The sequence below is a fragment of the Colwellia sp. NW0002-52-1 genome (assembly GCF_057550865.1).
Genome location: NZ_BAAJLU010000007.1, coordinates 170438 through 189376, shown reverse-complemented (window position 1 = coordinate 189376; position 18939 = coordinate 170438). Strand labels below are relative to the sequence as shown.

The 18939-nt window shown below is 38.0% G+C and carries 12 protein-coding genes; 5 read left to right on the top strand and 7 right to left on the bottom strand.

Annotated features, from left to right (window positions below):
* Positions 1 to 5 precede the first annotated feature (5 nt).
* On the top strand, positions 6 to 1385 hold the full coding sequence (locus AC27H3_RS09490; RefSeq protein WP_487105671.1) for a tetratricopeptide repeat protein: 1380 nt from the start codon (positions 6 to 8) through the stop codon (positions 1383 to 1385).
* Positions 1386 to 1555: 170 nt separating this feature from the next.
* Here AC27H3_RS09490 and AC27H3_RS09485 read toward each other — a convergent pair whose 3' ends face one another.
* A complete protein-coding gene (locus AC27H3_RS09485) occupies positions 1556 to 2185 on the bottom strand; it encodes a hypothetical protein (RefSeq protein ID WP_487105669.1) in 630 nt (209 codons plus the stop codon).
* A gap of 266 nt (positions 2186 to 2451) precedes the next feature.
* Here AC27H3_RS09485 and AC27H3_RS09480 point away from each other — a divergent pair, with 266 nt between their 5' ends.
* Complete coding sequence (locus tag AC27H3_RS09480) at positions 2452 to 3900, top strand: sensor domain-containing diguanylate cyclase (protein WP_487105667.1); 1449 nt, start codon at positions 2452 to 2454, stop codon at positions 3898 to 3900.
* A 68-nt stretch (positions 3901 to 3968) separates the two neighbouring features.
* Here the strand turns inward: AC27H3_RS09480 and AC27H3_RS09475 are convergent, their stop codons facing one another.
* Complete coding sequence (locus tag AC27H3_RS09475) at positions 3969 to 5153, bottom strand: BaiN/RdsA family NAD(P)/FAD-dependent oxidoreductase (RefSeq protein ID WP_487105665.1); 1185 nt, start codon at positions 5151 to 5153, stop codon at positions 3969 to 3971.
* Positions 5154 to 5443: 290 nt separating this feature from the next.
* On the opposite strand from AC27H3_RS09475, the gene AC27H3_RS09470 reads away from it, so the two are divergent.
* Positions 5444 to 6964, top strand: coding sequence for a hypothetical protein (locus AC27H3_RS09470; RefSeq protein ID WP_487105663.1), 1521 nt, complete (start codon positions 5444 to 5446; stop codon positions 6962 to 6964).
* A 110-nt stretch (positions 6965 to 7074) separates the two neighbouring features.
* On the opposite strand, the gene AC27H3_RS09465 is transcribed toward AC27H3_RS09470, so the two are convergent.
* The 5 genes from AC27H3_RS09465 to prlC form a co-directional block, all read right to left on the bottom strand.
* Positions 7075 to 7548: a redoxin family protein gene (locus AC27H3_RS09465; RefSeq protein WP_487105661.1), complete on the bottom strand. Its 474-nt coding sequence runs from the start codon at positions 7546 to 7548 to the stop codon at positions 7075 to 7077.
* Between the two features lie 155 nt (positions 7549 to 7703).
* On the bottom strand, positions 7704 to 9638 hold the full coding sequence (locus AC27H3_RS09460) for a methyl-accepting chemotaxis protein (RefSeq protein WP_487105659.1): 1935 nt from the start codon (positions 9636 to 9638) through the stop codon (positions 7704 to 7706).
* 245 nt (positions 9639 to 9883) lie between these two features.
* The gene (locus AC27H3_RS09455) at positions 9884 to 10675 is read right to left on the bottom strand and encodes a class I SAM-dependent methyltransferase (protein ID WP_487105657.1); all 792 of its coding nucleotides are present in this window, start codon (positions 10673 to 10675) and stop codon (positions 9884 to 9886) included.
* Positions 10665 to 11378 (bottom strand): DNA-3-methyladenine glycosylase I, encoded by a 714-nt coding sequence (locus tag AC27H3_RS09450; RefSeq protein WP_487105655.1) that lies wholly within the window; start codon positions 11376 to 11378, stop codon positions 10665 to 10667. Before AC27H3_RS09450 ends, AC27H3_RS09455 begins: the two co-directional genes overlap by 11 nt.
* Positions 11379 to 11383: 5 nt before the next feature.
* Positions 11384 to 13426 carry an oligopeptidase A gene (prlC, locus tag AC27H3_RS09445; RefSeq protein WP_487105653.1) on the bottom strand — a complete coding sequence of 681 codons (2043 nt, stop codon included), beginning with the start codon at positions 13424 to 13426 and terminating at the stop codon, positions 11384 to 11386.
* Between the two features lie 262 nt (positions 13427 to 13688).
* Between prlC and AC27H3_RS09440 the strand changes: the two genes are divergently transcribed.
* Positions 13689 to 17429 carry an EAL domain-containing protein gene (locus AC27H3_RS09440; RefSeq protein WP_487105651.1) on the top strand — a complete coding sequence of 1247 codons (3741 nt, stop codon included), beginning with the start codon at positions 13689 to 13691 and terminating at the stop codon, positions 17427 to 17429.
* 151 nt (positions 17430 to 17580) lie between these two features.
* Positions 17581 to 18933, top strand: a complete 1353-nt coding sequence (gorA, locus tag AC27H3_RS09435) for a glutathione-disulfide reductase (RefSeq protein WP_487105649.1) — start codon at positions 17581 to 17583, stop codon at positions 18931 to 18933.
* Positions 18934 to 18939 lie beyond the last annotated feature (6 nt).

Genomic DNA, 18939 nt, shown 5'->3' with positions numbered 1-18939 from the left:
CAGAGATGAAAATTATTTTACCTGTTTTAATGACTTCAATTCTTTTGCTTAGTGCCTGTGCAAGTACGAAAAAAGAACCTAGCAGAGCAACAGCTAATCAATCGTCATTAGATAATTCGTTAGCAGCAACAGCTGCCAAATACCCAAAAGACACCGTAGCGTTAACCCAATTAGCCTTGCAGAAATTACAAGAATATGAGGCCAATAAGAACTTATATACCTTAAACCAAGTTATTGCCTCTTATGATGAACTATATAAACGCCAGCCATATAATCACGATGTGTTATTAAACTATTATCGTTTGAATTTGATCAAAAGCTTTGGCACTAACAGTTATGATGTAGCCTATTGGCAGAGTTTTTTTCAACAACAGCCTTTTCTAAAAACGATTGATATTGCACCACCGGTATATATGAAGCTTCCGCTCGCGCCACGAGGAAGTTTAAGTATTGAAGAGCGCATTAAAATTTTACAAGAAACAGTGCACGATAATCCAAAATTTATTAACGGAAACATGGCGCTTGCTGCAACATACGTAGAACAAAACAACTTACAATTAGCCTTATTCGTGCTCGAAACTGCAGCCAAACATAATCCTGAAAGCAGCGATATTTTAGGCGCTTTAAATGAATACAGAGTCGATAAAATATTCGATAACCTTTGTCATAAAGATGCTAGTCAGCAATTAACTCAAGTATTTGAAGATTATAAACTATTAGTAAAACAGGCCCCAGAAAACGCTTATTATCATATGCAATTAAGTACGGTATTAAGGTTGATGGGCAAACTTCGCATGTCAAACTTTTCAGCTAAAAAGGCTGCCTCACTTGATGTTGACTTTAAAAGTGCTTTAGCGGAATCTGAGTTTTGGCTTGGCAACAATAAAGCGCTTACCGCCTATTTTTCTGATAAAGACATGCAAAGCCTAAGTACTGACGATTTATACCTCGCTATTTTGTCTAATGTGGTTAACTTTAACTGGCAAACTGCGGCGGACCTAATGCCTGAATATATTACGCGTAACGACAGAAGTTTTTATGGTGTGCTATATGGGGCGCATGCTTTTAAAATGTTAGGTAAACCCGATGTCGCAAAACAAATTACCGAGACAGGTTTAACAAATGTAAACCTTAAACCTTGGCATCAACAGATGTTAAATTATGCTAATCAACAAATTACCTCTGCTGAACTGATGGCCGCTAGTAAGAATAATTGTAACTTGTCAGAAGCTCATTTTATCGAGGGCTTAAGCGATATTAAAGCCGATAATATGACGAACTTTGAGAAAAATATGGTCGCAATTGTAGAGCTAAATATTTATCCATTTTATGAATATGCTGGCGCCAAGCAAATAATAAAGCGTATTAAGCGTAGCAAGCCTTAAACATGAAAAAGTAAAACGTTAATTCATGTGGTTAGCTCAAATGGCTAACTCAAGTGTTCAACGTAGGTAACATGCAAGGGCAGGTCATTAACTTACTAACGCGGCATCTAGCTTATGCTGCATTAGTAAATTAACTTAACATGTTGTGTTTATCGAACACAATGCAACATTTATGCAGTGATGGTATTTGGGCTAGTCATAAACACGTTAAAAGGTAATGGCGCTTCTAAGGCACTGTCATTAATGGCTAAATGGCTGAAGCCAGCCTTTGCAAAAAATGCGCTTAATTGGTCTTGAGTTAAGGCATCATCTGTTAAGTTCATCGCTTGATAATACGCTTTGTTTTCTTCAGTTTCACAATCTTGTGCATCAACAAACAAATTCATCGGCATACTTAATAATGAAATAGATTGCACTTTATTATAATGCTGAGCTATTTCGTTTAATAAAAATGTAGCAACTTTTTGCTGGCGAAATGCCGGTAGTACACTAATCGCTTCAATCAAAATATGATCTTTCGCTTTTGCGTCTACTTTGGCTTGAAATTTTTCGACTAAGTCAGCAGCAATATTCTGTTTTTTAAAGAACAAATTTAAAGGTACTTCCCAATCAGTCGCATCTTGTTGGCTAAGTAATTCATAACTTTCGTCAGCGCCACGGTGCTTGTTTAGGGTAATTATTTCAATCTCTGCTTTAGCAATAACTTGGTTGTCGTCATTTTTAACGTTAACTTCCTGTATTAACTGCCATTCAAAGCTAGTTTTAATTTCTGGTTTATTAAATTCTATTGTTAAATTCATTTTTCTTCAGTGCCTTGCGATGAATTTTCATCGTAATTAGCAACAGCCTTTATTTGTTAGCGCAGTAATTCGATTAAGAAATTTTGGTCACTACTGCAAATATTAATTCTATGGCGCGTTTATACCATTAGAAAGCCTGCCTGGCCAGATTTTGCGGCAATTACCGCATATTAATTGAGCTTTTTTAGGGAATACATAGTATTAATTTGCATAAAAATCTCAAAGTCTTCTAAGCTTAAAAGATGCATTTAAGAAGTGAGCGCGAAATGACAGATTTTTATGGTCTTAATCTAAAAAATTTACTCGAAAAAGCGCATGTAGGGGTTGTTGTTCATCGATGGGATACCTCAATTGTATATGCTAATCCAACAGCGTTGAAATTGTTAGGTGTAAGTTTTGAAGATATGAATAACAAAGCAACTGCCGATTTTCAATGGGACTTTTTAGATTATGCTGGTAATAAATTAGCTGAAGAAAACTTTCCCGTAAACAAGGTAAAGCGTACGAGAAAACCCGTTACCAATGAAATAATAGGCATAATAAACGCTAATAAATCACTTTGGGTTATGATAAATGCTTACCCAGAAGGTAATGAAGAAAGCGATACTCGTGCAATTATTGTTACCTTTAATGACATATCAGACTTTAAACAATTATATTTTTTCTCAGACATTGTTGAAAATACGCAAGATATTGTCATTGTGTGCGAAGCCGATAATATTCAATATCCAACAGGGCCTAAAATTGTTTACGTTAATAAAGCCTTTGAAACACTTACCGGCTATAAAAAAGAAGACGTAATCGGCGAAACACCTCGAATATTACAAGGCGATCTTACCGACCAAACTGCCATGGCGCGTATTAGTGAAGCGCTTAAAAATAAACAAGCTATTACAGAAACTCTTTTAAATTATACCGTTAATGGTAAGACTTATTGGGTTGAAATGAATATTATTCCGTTAAAAAATAAATTTGGAGAAGTAACGCATTTTGGCGCAATAGAGCGTGACGTTTCGGAGCGAAAGTTTCATTTAGAACAGCTACAGTTTAGAAATCAAGAACTAAAGTCTTTAAAAAACGAGCTTGAAAAATTAGTGCGAGAAAGAACAATTGAACTACAAAAAGCCAACGAAAAATTAGAAAAAATTGCATTTTTTGACCCTCTCACTAATATTCCTAATCGCCGTTTTTTTATCGATCAAGTACATCGACTGATTAAGTCTTGCAATAGAAGGAAAGTATCAATTGCTTTTGGCCTAATAGATATTGACGACTTTAAGTTGGTAAACGACACACATGGCCATGATGCAGGTGATTTAATCTTAGTAGAGCTAGCAAGCTATTTAGAAAGATTTTGTCGAGTAGATGAGGTTTTTTGTCGATACGGCGGAGAAGAGTTTGCCTTTGCGGTAGCGATTGAAAAAGAATCTGATCTCGACAGCTTAACAACACGTTTAATTGAAGGAATTCGCGGCTTAAAGCCAACACTTGGTGGTAACGACTTATCGATTACCGCCAGCGCTGGCTTTAAACTATGCCAACCTAGCGACTATCTCGACTTCGAAAAAGCGATGAAACAGGCCGACATCGCGCTTTATCATTCTAAACAAAGCGGAAAAAATAGAGTAACCATTGAAAGTGCCCAAGAAAATGACTGCTGCATTGAAAACAACTTGAACACAGTTGATAAGCTAACACCACATAAGGACGAGTAACGCTTGGGGATGTTATAATGCTTTAAAATGTTAATGAATATATAGGACTTATTATTACTCAATATTAGCTAAACCGCCTGCCCACAAGCAACTCCACTGCTCCACGCGAACTGAAAATTGTAGCCCCCAAGCCATCCTGTTACATCAATAGCTTCACCAATAAAAAATAAGCCTTTCGATTTTTTAGCTTCGAAAGTTTTTGATGACAATTCATCGGTGTCGACACCGCCTAAAGTAACTTCAGCGGTTCTATAGCCTTCGGTGCCATTGGGTTTTATTTGCCAGTTATGTAGATATTGGCTTAGATAAGTAATTTCGTCGTTACTAATTTGGTTGATGGCTTTATCGGTTATATCTTTTTGCTTTACTAATGCTTCAATAAAGCGCTTGGGTAATATGGTTGCGAGCATGTTTTTTAGGGATTTCTGGCCGCTAGTTTCTCGCCATTGTATGAGTAAATTTTCGATCGAAGTTTTTGGCAATAAATTTATAGTTACCGCTTGTCCTGAGCGCCAGAATGACGATATTTGCAGGATGGCGGGGCCAGATAAGCCACGATGGGTAAATAATATATTTTCTTTAAATGAGGTGCCGTTTTCGCTTGTCACTACAGTCGCTAAGCTAATGCCTGATAAACCATCAAACTTTTGTTTGTCGTGGTCGTGTAAAGTAAAGGGCACTAGAGCTGCCATTGTTGGTAAAACGTTTAAACCAAATTGCTCAGCAACTTTATAGCCTATTGGGCTGGCGCCTAATTTCGGCATAGTTAAGCCACCTGAGGCAATAACTAATGATTCACACTGGTAACTTTCACCTGAGGTAACTACCACATAACCGGTTTCATTTTTACTTACTGATATTACTTCGCTGCGCAGGGCAATATTAACTCCGGCCCATTCACATTCGGTCATCAAAATATCGACGATGTCTTGCGCGCTGTTATCACAAAATAATTGCCCTAAGGTTTTATGATGATAATTAAGGCCATGGCGATCAACGAGTTCAATAAAATCTTGCGCGCTATAGCGACTCAATGCTGATTTAGCAAAGTGAGGGTTTTGGCATAAGTAGTTTTCAGCGCTGGCATTTTCGTTGGTGAAATTACAACGCCCACCACCTGAAATGAGTATTTTTCGACCGGGCTTTTTACCCATATCCACAACGGTTACGCTTTTGCCACGATAGCCAGCAGTTGCAGCAGCCATTAAGCCTGCAGCGCCAGCGCCAATAATAATTACATCAGAAAATATCAACGAAATAACCTAGTTTATGCTTTTAATGTCAGCATTATACGTGAGATAACAAAGTAGGGCGATAAGTTAAAATAGTGAATAAAATGTTAACTATAAACTTGCATGAGTCGGCCGCTATGTCAGGAAATGTAGGGTTAAGTAAAGAAGTGCAAAGATACTGTGAATCGTTGAACTTACACATAAAATGCCGCTCTACGTAGTGCTATCTCAGCTGTTTAACAGGTGTAAGCACAAATAAGCTGGCAGTTATATCTGTACAGTCGTGACAATTAACTCTATTGGAAAAATATATGCGCTTTAACTCCAACCTACTTTCAACTATTTCGCCTGCAAAAATACTGTTACTTTCTTCCGCATTTGTACTGGCTGCTTGTGGCGGCGGCAGTGACAGCTCAAATATTGGTTATGTAAAATTTTATAACAGTTCAAAGAATGCACCAGATATTATTCTGACTTTAGATCAAGATCTGGATTCAGACGATGACGACGATGCGGATAACTTTGAAGTTACTTTTAATGGTGTCGCTTATACAGAAGCGCTAAGTGCTTTTGAAATAGACACTGGCAGCTACTTTTATGAAATGGGTTGGCAAGACGAAGACAGTAGCGACCGTGATGATCTTGAGTTAGTTGCAGAAGGGCAAGTTAATGTTACAACCGATACCATTGAACTTGTGGTATTAACTGACGATATTACGGCTGCTCAAGTACAAACCTACAGCATCGAAATGCTTGACGATGAAGAAGACGAAGATGATGATTTATTCAACTTACGGGTATTAAATTTACATCCTGATTCAGCTGGCGTAGATTTTTATATGTCTGAGTCTGACGAAACCTTTAATGAAGCAAAACTTGTTGGTCAATACAACTATAAGCAGTTATCGGATAATCAAAAATTTGATCAAGACGAATATATTTTCTACATCACTAAGTCTGGAACGCAAGAAGTGCTATTTACTTCAGACGATATAGATTACGCATTTCCTGCACAATACGTGATGATAGTTCGAGAAAATACCGGTTCAGGTACCTCGCCTTATGCTATGGATAGAATGTCTAACTCGTCAATTACCGAATATTTAGATACTGACTCTGAAGCGCAATTTCGAGCATACAATGCGATTAGAGAGCACGAATTAATCCCTAATTATACTGGTACGTTAGATATATATATTAATGGTGTTGATGATGAAGCAGAAATATCAGCACTTGAAATTGGAAACTACAGCGAAACTAAAGTTCAAGATAAAGGTGATTACAGTTTAGATTTATTAATTCCGGGTACTACTGAACGCCTTTTAAGTAATCATTTACTCAGTTTGGCTGAAAACACCAATAAAACTGTATTCTTTTACTTAGATGAAGAAGATGTGGATTTAGATGGCGACGGTAATGTTGATGAAAACAATGACGGTATTGTTGATGAGATTGAAATAACGATTAAATCTCTTGTGGTAGCAAACAGCACACGCGAAAGTATATACGATCATCAAATTACGATGATTGATTTAGTCGATAGCGACGATTTTAATTTTGTGAAATTTTATTTTGTGCGCAGTGATGAAACCATTGAAACCGCATTGTATAACCGCAGTGCTGTTTACGCCCAACCCGAATCTATCTTCTTACAAAATAATACTTATCAAGTGTTTGCCGTTGCAGAGGTTGATAGCAGTGAGGTTATTTTATCAAGCTTTCAATTGACACTTGATGAAGACTCCGATGAGCTATTTTTAATTGTAGAGGCTGATAACGACGCGCCAACTGGTTATAGCATTGAGATGATTAAGCAAACTGAAGGCGAGTAATTAATCTTGAGTGATTAAGGCTTTGAGCATAATTAATGCACAGAATAAAGCAGGGAGCCAATGGCTCCCTGCTTTGATAAACAACGGTTAACTACATTGTTTAAAGTCGTTTAAAGTTGTTTGATAATTGTTTCTGCATTACTAACTTCAAACTTCTGTGGCTGTTCAACATTTAATGTTGTTACAACGCCGCTTTCAATAATCAAAGCGTAACGTTGTGAGCGTAAACCACCAAAAGCGGCGGTATCCATTTCAAGGCCTAACGCTTTTGTGTAGCTACCATCGCCATCAGCAAGCATCATTAGGTTTTCAGCATTTTGCGCTTTACCCCAAGATGACATTACAAATGCGTCATTAACTGCCACACAAATAATTGCATCAACGCCTTTGGCTTTGAATTCGTCAGCTAAAACAACATAACCCGGTAAATGAGTTTCTGAACACGTAGGGGTAAATGCACCAGGTACGGCAAACATAACTACCTTTTTGTTCGCGAATAATTCAGCGGTTTTGTGGGTGAGCATTTCACCATTTTTTAATTCTTGTAATTGGCCTTCTGGCATAGCTGCATTTAATGCGATCATAATATTTCCATTATTGTTAAGTGAATAGAGCCCGTAACTTACGGTTTTAGGCTAATGTTTATGGTGTAATCAAAAGCTAAATACTGTTTAAGCTAGTGTAGAATAATGTATAGCACAGCGCACGAATTAGATGGAATTAATTAACCATACTTGCGTTAGCTAGCTTGCTTTAAGGTATCGGAAATACCTGATATATGGCTATTAACATCTTGAGTTATTTTCTCGGCAAGCTTTTGTGATTGATTCACTTCTTGGTCAACATTACTCATAGCGGTTTCAAACGTAATGAACTGTTCTCGCTGTAGGGTAATTTGTTCTAAAGTGTTTTGGGCAACCTCAGCCGAAACTTTCGCTTGGCCTGTAACCTCTATAGCCGTTTGTTGAAGTTCATCGGCAATGTTTTGTTGATTGGCTGATGCGGTTTCTATATCAATAATGGTGGTTTGAATTGAGTTGGTCGCGCTTTGTAATTGCTCAAGCTTCGCTGAAATTTGTTGTAATGACTCTTGTGTTTTACCTGCTAACTGTCTTACTTCATCTGCGACTACCGAAAAACCTCTACCGTGCTCTCCAGCTCTTGCTGCTTCAATAGCGGCATTTAATGCCAGTAAATTAGTTTGGTCGGCAATCGCGGCAATAACGTCAACAATCGAGGTTACACTGTTTACTGATTGAGAAAGTGAGGAAATAGCCGCTTTGCTTTCCTGTGCAGCCATATTGGTTGATTCACTGGCCTTTAATACTTGTCCAACACGGGCTTGGCTCGCTTCCATTGCTTGTTGAGTCGCTTGGGCATTACCAACAACTTGGCCAGATAAGTCGTTAACTGTTTCAGTAGCTTGCCCAAGTGCCGCCATTATTTCACGTGCGCCTTGCACATGGTCACTAGTGCTTGCAGACGATTGATAAATATTTTGTACTTGGCTTTCCATGGCTTTAAGTGCATTAGCGACTAAGTCAAGTTGGTGTGCTTTTTGTCTGTCGTCGTGAGCAAGCTTATTTACCATCTCATTAAAGCTTGACGATATTTCGCCGAGTTCTGTTTTAACAGAAATCCCTTTAATGTTATCTACTTTGCCTTGCTCAACTAAGGCGACAAAGCTATCGCGAAGCTTGCGCAAAGGGTTTAAAATAACCGTACGTTGTAAGACATAATTAGTCACAAGAAAAATAATTAAAAATGCCGTTAAGCCACAAACAATCCACATAAGTTGATTATTTAATGCTTGTTGTTTGCTAGTAATTGTTGATTCGCCAATAAGAATAATTTGTTCTAATGCTTCAACGTCTTCTGTTAGCTGTTGAAGGCCTTTTCGACTGCTTAGCTTAAGTGCTAAGGTATTATTAACCTCATTAAGATAGCGATTGTTGACTGAACGTAGCTCATGTATTGCATCGTTTGCTAAGTCTTCATTGTCTTCTTCATCAGCAAAAAAATCATCTTGATCCACGTCAGCATATATAGCTAAAGCAGGCATTTCTTCTAGCTTTGCTATTAAACTCTGTAGCTCAAGTGTAATAATTTTTATGTGCGCAGCGCTAGTAGTGCCAGCAAGAAATAACTTTTCTCGACTATGTATCAGCTCATTAATGCTTTTAGTAATTAATTGAGTGTTTGTTAAGTAATTGAGGCGCTGTTTAATACTCAGTTTATCACTAACTTGTGCATATTCAGCCAAAGAATAAGAAAGCGAAAGCATGTCTTGTTCTGAGTTTCTTAGTAGAGCAAGAGGGTCTCCACTGAGTTTTCCTAAGGCGCGATATTTTGTGCTTATATCATTATCTAGTTTAGCCGTTTGTTGCTCAATTTTAGCCTTTAAACGAGGAAAGTTAAGTTGTGTACTTTGCTGTCTAATGTATGTTAATTGCTGTTGTGCTTGAGTTAATAAAGTGGCATCGCCAGATCGTAAATATTGTGCAATGGTACGGTAGAAGCTAACGGTGGTTGCGGATTTTAGCGTTTGATAGTTAGCAAGTTCTGCGCGGCTAGATGATAGCGAACTACCAACATGGAACATGGTTGTTAAAAAAACGACGGCAAATAAGCTGACCGCAATAACGGAAATTTTTGAAAAACTTGAAACCCGCACTAACATTCAACCTTGTAAATAACGTTTTTAAAACATGCTAAATTTTTACTTTTTTATATGACAGTTACGTTACGGTTAAGTGACACGAATGTGACAAATTTAAGGTGATGAAGCTAATAGACGACTGATACGTTATTTAGTAGAACTAAGCTACAGTACGTCTGCAAGATGTCGAGCGGCTCAAGGAGTATAAATAAAGTGAGAATATGCTCCAAATGCAAGGAGCATTTTTAGCCAATCTATTTTTAGTTATTCTTAGGAATAGCTAAGTTAACATAAACATCGAAACGGTTTTTCTTCATGTTAATGCTAGTAGACGGTGTTTTACCTGCAAGCGGTGGCGCATAACTTGGGCGTTTAACCACTACGCGATATTTTGCGAGGGCAATCGCTGGCGCGAGTAAATTGTCGGCATCAAGATCTTCACCCACTAATGACTGAAACACACGCATTTCTTTTTTTACGGCCGCCGATTTTTCTCGGTGTGGATACATAGGATCGAGATAAATTACATCGGGTGGTTCGGCTAAGGTCATGTTTTCAATCGATGAAGAGTTAATTAAGCTCATGCGATTGGTAATGTCGTTTATTTCTGTACTTAATTTTGCTCGCTCTAAACCGTCTTCGAGCAAGGCGGCTACAATGGGCATACGCTCCATCATGGTAACGTTGCAACCTAAGGTGGCTAATACAAATGCATCTCGACCTAAACCTGCGGTAGCATCAAGTACATTTGGCGTAAAGCCATGTTTTAAGCCTACGGCTTTGGCAATGTCTTGACCGCGTCCACCACCAAATTTACGACGATGCGCGGTAGCACCATCGACAAAATCAACGCAAATAGCGCCCAATTTTGGTTCATCAAGCTTGCTAAGTTCTAGGCGTTGTAAATTAACTTGTAAGGCAAATAATAGCTCTGGGTGATTTTTTATGGCGGCGATATCGCCGATATAATCTAACTGCCATTTTTTGGCAATTTTTTTGGCTTTATCAACGTCAACTGCATCAACATAGGCAACAGCAATTTTATTCAACATCAGCAACTTCTTCTAAATGAATATGATTATCACCTGTGGCATAAGCAACCAAACGGCTGATTTGCCCTAACGATAAGTCACACTGTTGCTGCCAAGTATTAAAGCTTGCTTGAATGGCATTTAAGCTTGATTTTGTTTGAATACCGCCAGTAATTATATCGTGTGCTCGAAAATAGGCTTCAATGTCTCGGCTAAGCAAAAATGTATCTTTGCCTAAAGCTCTTAAAGCATAAGGGCCTGTGTTGCCACCAAGGCGTTGACCATGCTTTTTCAAATAAGCCCATAAACCGATAATATTGTCGCTTGGCCATTTGGCAATGAACTCAGCAAAGCTATGTCCTTGTTGCTGCTCTTCAAAAATCATTTGTGCGTTGGCTTTAATGGTTTTTACTTTATTAAAGTTTCGAATAATTTTGGGATCTGCGGCTTTTCGCTCCATCATTTCTTCTGGCATCATCAACACTTTTTCGATATTGAAATTAAAGAAGCTTTCTTCAAAGTTTAGCCATTTGTTTTCAACAACGCGCCAAACAAAGCCTGACTGAAAAACCTTTTTACTGAACTCAGATAAAAAGCGATCGTCAGGAATTGCTGTTAATAAGTGGTCTTGTTTACCAGCGCCCAGCAATATATTGAGCTTGGCTGCGCCACCTTTGCGGGCTGCGGCGCGTTGATAAATTTCGTCAATTGTTTCTAATGCCATGGAATTTAACCTGTGATGCCGCTATGACGTAATAATGCGTCAATGTTAGGCTCGCGACCACGAAAGGCTTTAAATAATTCGCTTGGCTCTTTTGAACCGCCCATTTCTAACACATTGGTTAAAAAGTCGTGCCCAACTTTTTGGTTGAAAATGCCTTCTTCTTCAAAACGAGAAAATGCATCTGCCGATAATACTTCAGCCCATTTATAGCTGTAGTAGCCTGCTGCATAACCACCACCAAAAATGTGGCCAAAGCTATGCTGAAAGCGGTTAAAATCAGGTGCTTTGATAATTGCGTAATCTTCACGCACTTGATTTAACACCTGCTGAATTTCATCACCTTTTTCTGGTGAGTATTGCGCATGCATTTTAAAGTCGAACAAGCTGAATTCAAGTTGACGGATCATTTGCATGGCAGATTGAAAGTTTTTCGCTGCTAACATTTTGTCGAGCATATCTTGAGGTAAAGGCTCATTGGTTTGGTAATGACCAGAAATAAAGGCTAATGCCTCTGGTTGCCAACACCAGTTTTCTAAAAATTGACTCGGTAATTCAACAGCATCCCATGGCACACCGTTGATGCCTGAAACTCCTGCGGCATTAATTTGCGTTAACATATGATGGATGCCATGGCCAAATTCGTGGAATAAGGTGACGACTTCATCATGTGTAAAGAGAGCGGGCTTATCGCCAACGGGGCCATTGAAGTTACAGGTAAGGTAGGCAACGGGGTATTGAATATCGCCGTTAGCTAATTCACGACGGCCAACGCAATCATCCATCCAAGCACCGCCACGCTTTTTCGAGCGAGCATATAAATCGAAATAGAAACTACCACGCAGCTGTTGTTTGTTGTCTAAAACATCAAAAAACTTAACGTCTTTGTGCCAAGTATCCACGTCTTTTCGTTCGCTAATTTGTAAGCCAAACAAGCGATGCACAACTTCAAATAAGCCGGCTACCACTTTGCTTTCTGGAAAATATGGGCGCAGTTCTTCGTCAGAAATAGCGTAGCGATCTTGTTTCAATTTCTCGCTGTAATAAGGTAAATCCCAAGCTTGTAAATTACTTTGACCAAAAGTTTTTTCTGCAAAGGCTGTAACTTCTGCAAAATCTTGTTCGCCTTGATATTTTGATTTAACCGCTAAATCTTCTAAAAATCCTAATACTTCGTTAGTGTTTTGCGCCATTTTTGTGGCTAACGATTTATCGGCAAAGCTGTCAAAGCCTAACAAAGTAGAAAGCTCGTGACGTAATGCGAGTAATTCTGCCATAATTGGGCTGTTGTCAAATTCGCCGCCGTTTGGCCCTATTTCTGAAGCGCGTGTTACAAAGGCGCGATACATTTTTTCGCGTAATGCTTGATTGTCACAGTAAGTCATTACCGGTAAGTAACTTGGAATGTCTAGAGTAAATAACCACCCTGACTTTTCTTGTGATTCGGCTAAGGCTTTTGCGGCTTCTTTTGCGCTCTCGGGTAAACCAGTAAGCTCTTTCTCGTCAGTAATATTAACGCTAAAGGCTTGTGTAGCATCAAGAATATTATTTCCAAAGGTTGAGCTAAGTTCAGATAAACGGGTTGAAATTTCACCGTAGCGCTTTTTGTCTTGTTCATTTAACGCAATACCTGAAAGTTTAAAATCGCGTAAAGCGTTGTTAATTACTTTTTGCTGAGCCGTGTTCAGCTCTTTAAACGCTGCACTTTCACTTAATTGCTGATAAGCTGAAAATAAGCCAGCATGTTGCCCAACAAAAGTGCCGTATTCAGATAAAAGTGGCAAGCATGACTCGTAAGCCTCGCGATGCTCATCGCTGCTTACCACTGAGTTCATGTGCGAAATAGGTGACCATAATTTACCTAAAACGTCGTCAACTTCATCAATAGGTGCAACCAAGTTATCCCAGGTAAACTCCGTATTATTAGCCAATATTTCGCCAATAATATTTTTACAATTGGCAATAGACTCTTCAACCGCAGGCTTAATATGTTCAGGTTTGATTTTAGAAAATTGCGGTAACGGTGTGGTTTGTAATAATGGGTTGGTCATAATGGGCACTATTTGTTGTTAGACATTGCTAGTAAAGATAAGGGCAGAATAGATTAATTCAAGGCTTTAGTTGTTGAGTAGTATAAATATGTGCCCCTATGAAATAGTGAAGAGCAACATGCTATTATTACTTGTAATGTAAGTAAATTTTTGTGAAACAGTGCCATACTTAATTTTTATGTAAGTACCATTTATTATTTCATTTTTTATTATCGAGAATTGAGTTTTTGAAAATATGTTAAAAATCAATCAGTTTTTATTTTTGATAGCAGTTTTAATTGTTGTTTTCTTTTGTGGTTTCTCTGATTCAGCCACGGCAAAAATGAATAACGTAATGCTTGAGAGAGTTACGGTAGAAGATGGCTTGTCACAGGCAAGCGCGCAAGCGATAGCACAAGATAAACAAGGGTATATTTGGTTTGGCACAGAAAATGGTATTAACATTTATGATGGCTATAAAGTCAGCACCTTAATGGGCCCTGACAATGATTTTAATAAATTTAGTGTTAACAATATTTATGTGGCAAGCGATGGCTTAGTTTGGATTTCTTTATCGGGTAAAGGCTTATATAGCTATAACCCTTTAACAGAAGAATATCAGTTAATTTTTAGTATTGGCTTTAATAAAAATGATTTAGAAATTTGGCGTATTATTGAGGATAAAAAAAACCACAGTTTATGGTTTTTAACCGAGAATACCGCTATTAATTACGATGCAAAATCTGGCGTAGTTATAAAGAAACTCGATTTTACACTGTATCTATCTGGTGCTGATATGCTATACGGTTTAGCAATTTTAAATGAACGATTAATGTTTTTTAGCCGAGCAGGGACTTTCGTATATAACGTCGAAGCAGAACAGATTATTCAATTACCTCCGGTTTTGCATAGCCCAACGGCGGGCAGTAACTTTAATGAATTAGAGTCTTCAAAATCCTATAGTGCTGTTTTTTTAAACGGTCATTATTACTTGGGCTCAAACGATGGTGTTTTTAGTTTTTCTGAGCAAGATTTAACCGCATTTCTGCAGGCTAAAAGTGAATACCTACCCTACAAAATAGCGATTGAAAATACCTCTGTTTGGCAATTGTTAGCCACAGAAAATATTATTTATGTGGCAACAACTCAAGGGGTTTATCGCATTGATACTGCTACACATAAGAATGAATTTTTATTTAAGTTTAGTGAACATTTCAAGGCAGTTGCAGACCCGAGTGTTATTAGTTTATTGGTGGATAGTAATGGCTTGTTATGGATGGGCTCTAATAGTTCTGGTGCGTATCGTTGGGATCCTAAGTCTGAAATAGTAACCACTTATAACTATGATTATTCTAATCTAAATAGTTTATCTCATGGCAATGTTACTTCTATAGTCAGCACACAAAAAAATAGATTGTGGGTAGGAACCAATAATGGTCTTAATCTTATTAATTTAGTCACCGACAATATTCAACGTTATCTGTTGAATAACAACAATAAAACAACATTTACGCAAAGTAACATTTATGACATTGAAAAAGATTACCTTGGGCGACTTTGGCTATCAACGGCTTCTGGTATTGTTATTTTCGATGTTGATAAAAAAAGCATAATAACGCCCAATTTTCCTGAAGAAACACATAAAGTATTAACGAATGCTAACGACTGGTTAAGCATCGAAAGTATTGATAACTATATTTGGTTAACTTCTAAACAAGGTGTTCAAAAAATTCATGCGCTTACAGGTGAAGTAAGTAATCTTGATAATTTACCTGATTATTTTGATAACAATTATGTTTGGCATATCATGCCTTCATTTTCTGATGACCCTAATAATGTGCTTATTTCAGGTACAGATACGTTATGGGAATATAATCAATCAACTAAAAAGTTAACGCCAGTTTACCGTCCTCAAGGCGTATCAAGAGATGGTTTTAGTTATGTCGATAATTGGAGTCGTGATAGCAACGGCCTTATTTGGCTTTCATATTTGCAAGTTGGGTTAATAGCTATCGACCCTAGCACCTTTGAGGTTAAGCATTTCTTTGATGAACACAATAGCATTTTAGATGTAAACCTTTATGGCGTTCAAGTTGATAGTGAAGATAATGTTTGGGTGTCGAGCCACAGCGGAATATATCGAATACGCTCGACTGATCAGCATATACGTCGTTTTAATAAGTTTGATGGTTTAGCAAGTTCAGAGTTCAATGCTGGGGCTTTTTTGACATTAGCTGATGGGCGATTTGTTTATGGTGGTATTTCAGGTGTCAGTATTTTTGACCCGATAAAACTTAATAGTAAAAATAAAGACGATTTGAACGCTGTTAGTATTGTGAGCGTTGATGCATTATCGCGCACACTTAACACTTCAAGCCGACTTTTTAATGATGAAGAAATATACTTAAATTATGATGATTTTGGTATTCGCATAGATTTTAGTGACTTCACTTTTGGAAAAAATGAGAATCCCATATTTAAATATGGCTTTGTCGGTAGTGTTTCGTTTCCTGAAACCCAACAAAATTATGTTGTATTTCCTTATCTAGATGCAGGTCAGTACACTTTTCAGGTGCAAGTAAAATCAACAATAACAGGGCAATATTCAACCCCGGCGTTTCTTCGTATTCATGTTAATTATGCACCTTGGCTTTCGCCCGTTGCTTATACTTTTTATGCCGTTGTTATCATTGTTGTTATCTCAATCTGGATTAGATTTCGACAATTAAGGCGCAAAAAATTACATGTGATGGCCAATTATGATCACCTAACAAGTTTACCTAATAGAGCGTTATTGTTAATTCGACTAAGGCAAGCTATAGCCTCTTCGCGCAGAAGTCGAACGCCAATCGCGTTATTCTTTATAGACCTCGACCGCTTTAAGCAAGTTAATGATTCTTTAGGGCATGAATTTGGTGATTTGTTATTAAAAGAGGTCTCAACACTTTTTACCACGTCTTTGCGATCAGAAGATACGTTAGCTCGTATTGGTGGCGATGAGTTTGTCGTTCTCCTGGAGCGATTTAATAGCGTTAATGATCTTGCACACATAGCGCAGAAAATTATCGATATAGTGCAGAAACCTTTTACCTTACATAATAATCTAGTCAGTATCGGCGCAAGTATTGGTATTTCGCTATATCCAAATGATGCAGAAGACTCTGAGCAATTGTTTAGAAATGCTGATGTTGCTATGTATCACGCCAAGCAATTAGGTCGTAATAATTATCAATTCTTTACCGAGCAAATGAATAAAGAAGCAAAAGCACGACTAACAAACGAAGCTAATTTGAAAATAGGGTTAAACGAACAAGAATTTTTTAACGTATATCAGCCAATCATCAATACACAAGATAATAACATAGCCGTTGGCGCTGAACTTTTAATGCGATGGCGCCACAATAATGAAGTTATATCGCCAGTAGAGTTTATTGCCCTTGCAGAAGAGTTAGGTATGCTTATACCTATGACTGAACAAGCCATGGAAAGAGGTTTCATACAATTACAGCGTTGGCGTAAATACCGGCCGAATTTTTATCTTTCGGTTAATTTTTCTGTCAAACACTTTAATCATAGTAAGCTTGTTTCATCGATTCGGGCTTTATTAGATAAATTTAATTTGCCTGCCAGCGCATTGAAAATAGAAATTACCGAGAGTGCTTTTATTGTTGAGCCTGAACAAGCCATAGAAACGATGAAAGAGCTAGTGAACATGGGTGTGTTACTTTCACTTGACGATTTTGGTACCGGTTTTTCGTCTTTATCTTATTTGAAACGGTTACCGCTGAGTGTTATTAAAATAGATCAAAGCTTCGTTCATGGTATTGGTTTAGATCGCAAAGACGAAGCCATTATTGAGGCGACACTGGTTTTGGCAAAAAGTCTTGGTATTAAATGTGTGGCAGAAGGCGTTGAAACACAAGAACAGTTAAATTATTTAGTGAATAAGCAATGTTTCTACATTCAAGGCTATTTGTTTTCTAAACCGCTGATAGCGGAAGACTTTATCGAGCACTTAAAATAAAAGTGTGCATGAAATTTAAAACATCAGATTAAGGTCTGATATTACTTATAAGTATTGCTGTAATAAGTTATTGGTTTTCTGTATTTAGTATTCACCAGAACTTAAATTAGTATAACCGCAATCAATACATTGACGAAAATAAGGTAAAAATATGACTCAACATTTTGACTACATTTCAATTGGCGCTGGCAGTGGTGGTATTGCTTCGGCAAACAGAGCTGCTCGTTTAGGTAAAAAAGCTGCCGTTATCGAAGCAAAACACATTGGTGGCACTTGTGTGAATGTAGGTTGTGTACCGAAAAAGGCTATGTGGTATGCCGGTCAAATTGCTGATGCCTTACATTATGCTAATGACTACGGTTTTAAAGCACCGCTGCAAAGTTTTAACTGGGCTAAGCTAGTTGAAAACAGAGAAGCTTATATTGAACGCATACATGCTGCTTATGCGCGTGGATTTGCGAGTAATGATGTTACCGTAATTAATGGCTTTGCTAAATTTGTTGACAAAAATACCGTTGAAGTTGATGGCACTTTATATACGGCCGACCATATTACTATTGCCACAGGCGGGCGCCCAAGTAGACCAAGTATTGAAGGGGCAGAATATGGTATTGATTCAGACGGTTTCTTTGCATTAACCGAGCAACCTGAAAAAGTAGCAGTAGTTGGCGCTGGTTATATTGCGGTAGAGCTTGCGGGTGTTTTGCATGCCTTAGGTAGCGAATCACATTTATTAGTTCGTAAAGAAAAGCCACTTCGTGGCTTTGACGACATGCTAAGCGACACCTTAGTCGAGCAAATGGCTAAACATGGTCCTACATTACACACCATGAGTGTACCAACACGAGTTGAAAAACATAACGATGGTAAATTAACTATTCATTTAGAAAATGGCAAAAGTATTGGACCAGTAGACAGCCTAATTTGGGCCATTGGTCGTGAACCTGCAACCGACAATATTAATATCGAAGCAACGGGTATTACACTTGACGAGCGCGGCTTTATTCCGACAGACAAATTCCAAAACACTGATGTTGATGGCATTTATGCGGTAGGTGATAATACGGGTCGAGCACAATTAACGCCTGTAGCCGTAGCTGCGGGTCGTCGTTTGTGTGAACGTTTATTTAACAACAAACCGAACGAGCACTTAGATTATTCTAATATTGCTACTGTAGTTTTTAGTCACCCTGTTATTGGTACGGTTGGTTTGTCAGAAGCTGAAGCTATTGCTGAGCATGGTGAAGATCAGGTTAAAGTTTACAATTCTCAATTTACTGCGCTGTATCAAGCTATTACAGAAGACTATCGCGACCCAACACGCATGAAATTGGTCTGTGTCGGCAAAGAAGAAAAAATAGTGGGCATTCATAGTATTGGTTTTGGTAGCGATGAATTACTACAAGGTTTTGCTGTTGCAATGAAAATGGGCGCAACCAAAGCTGATTTTGATAACACAGTGGCTATTCACCCAACGTCTGCTGAAGAATTTGTCACTATGTAAGTTTAA

Coding starts and splice junctions, on each gene's coding strand:
- AC27H3_RS09490 (WP_487105671.1), top strand. CDS start 6: ATGAAAATTATTTTACCTGTTTTAATGACTTCAATTCTTTTGCTTAGT.
- AC27H3_RS09485 (WP_487105669.1), bottom strand. CDS start 2,185: ATGAATTTAACAATAGAATTTAATAAACCAGAAATTAAAACTAGCTTT.
- AC27H3_RS09480 (WP_487105667.1), top strand. CDS start 2,452: ATGACAGATTTTTATGGTCTTAATCTAAAAAATTTACTCGAAAAAGCG.
- AC27H3_RS09470 (WP_487105663.1), top strand. CDS start 5,444: ATGCGCTTTAACTCCAACCTACTTTCAACTATTTCGCCTGCAAAAATA.
- AC27H3_RS09465 (WP_487105661.1), bottom strand. CDS start 7,548: ATGATCGCATTAAATGCAGCTATGCCAGAAGGCCAATTACAAGAATTA.
- AC27H3_RS09455 (WP_487105657.1), bottom strand. CDS start 10,675: ATGTTGAATAAAATTGCTGTTGCCTATGTTGATGCAGTTGACGTTGAT.
- AC27H3_RS09450 (WP_487105655.1), bottom strand. CDS start 11,378: ATGGCATTAGAAACAATTGACGAAATTTATCAACGCGCCGCAGCCCGC.
- prlC (WP_487105653.1), bottom strand. CDS start 13,426: ATGACCAACCCATTATTACAAACCACACCGTTACCGCAATTTTCTAAA.
- gorA (WP_487105649.1), top strand. CDS start 17,581: ATGACTCAACATTTTGACTACATTTCAATTGGCGCTGGCAGTGGTGGT.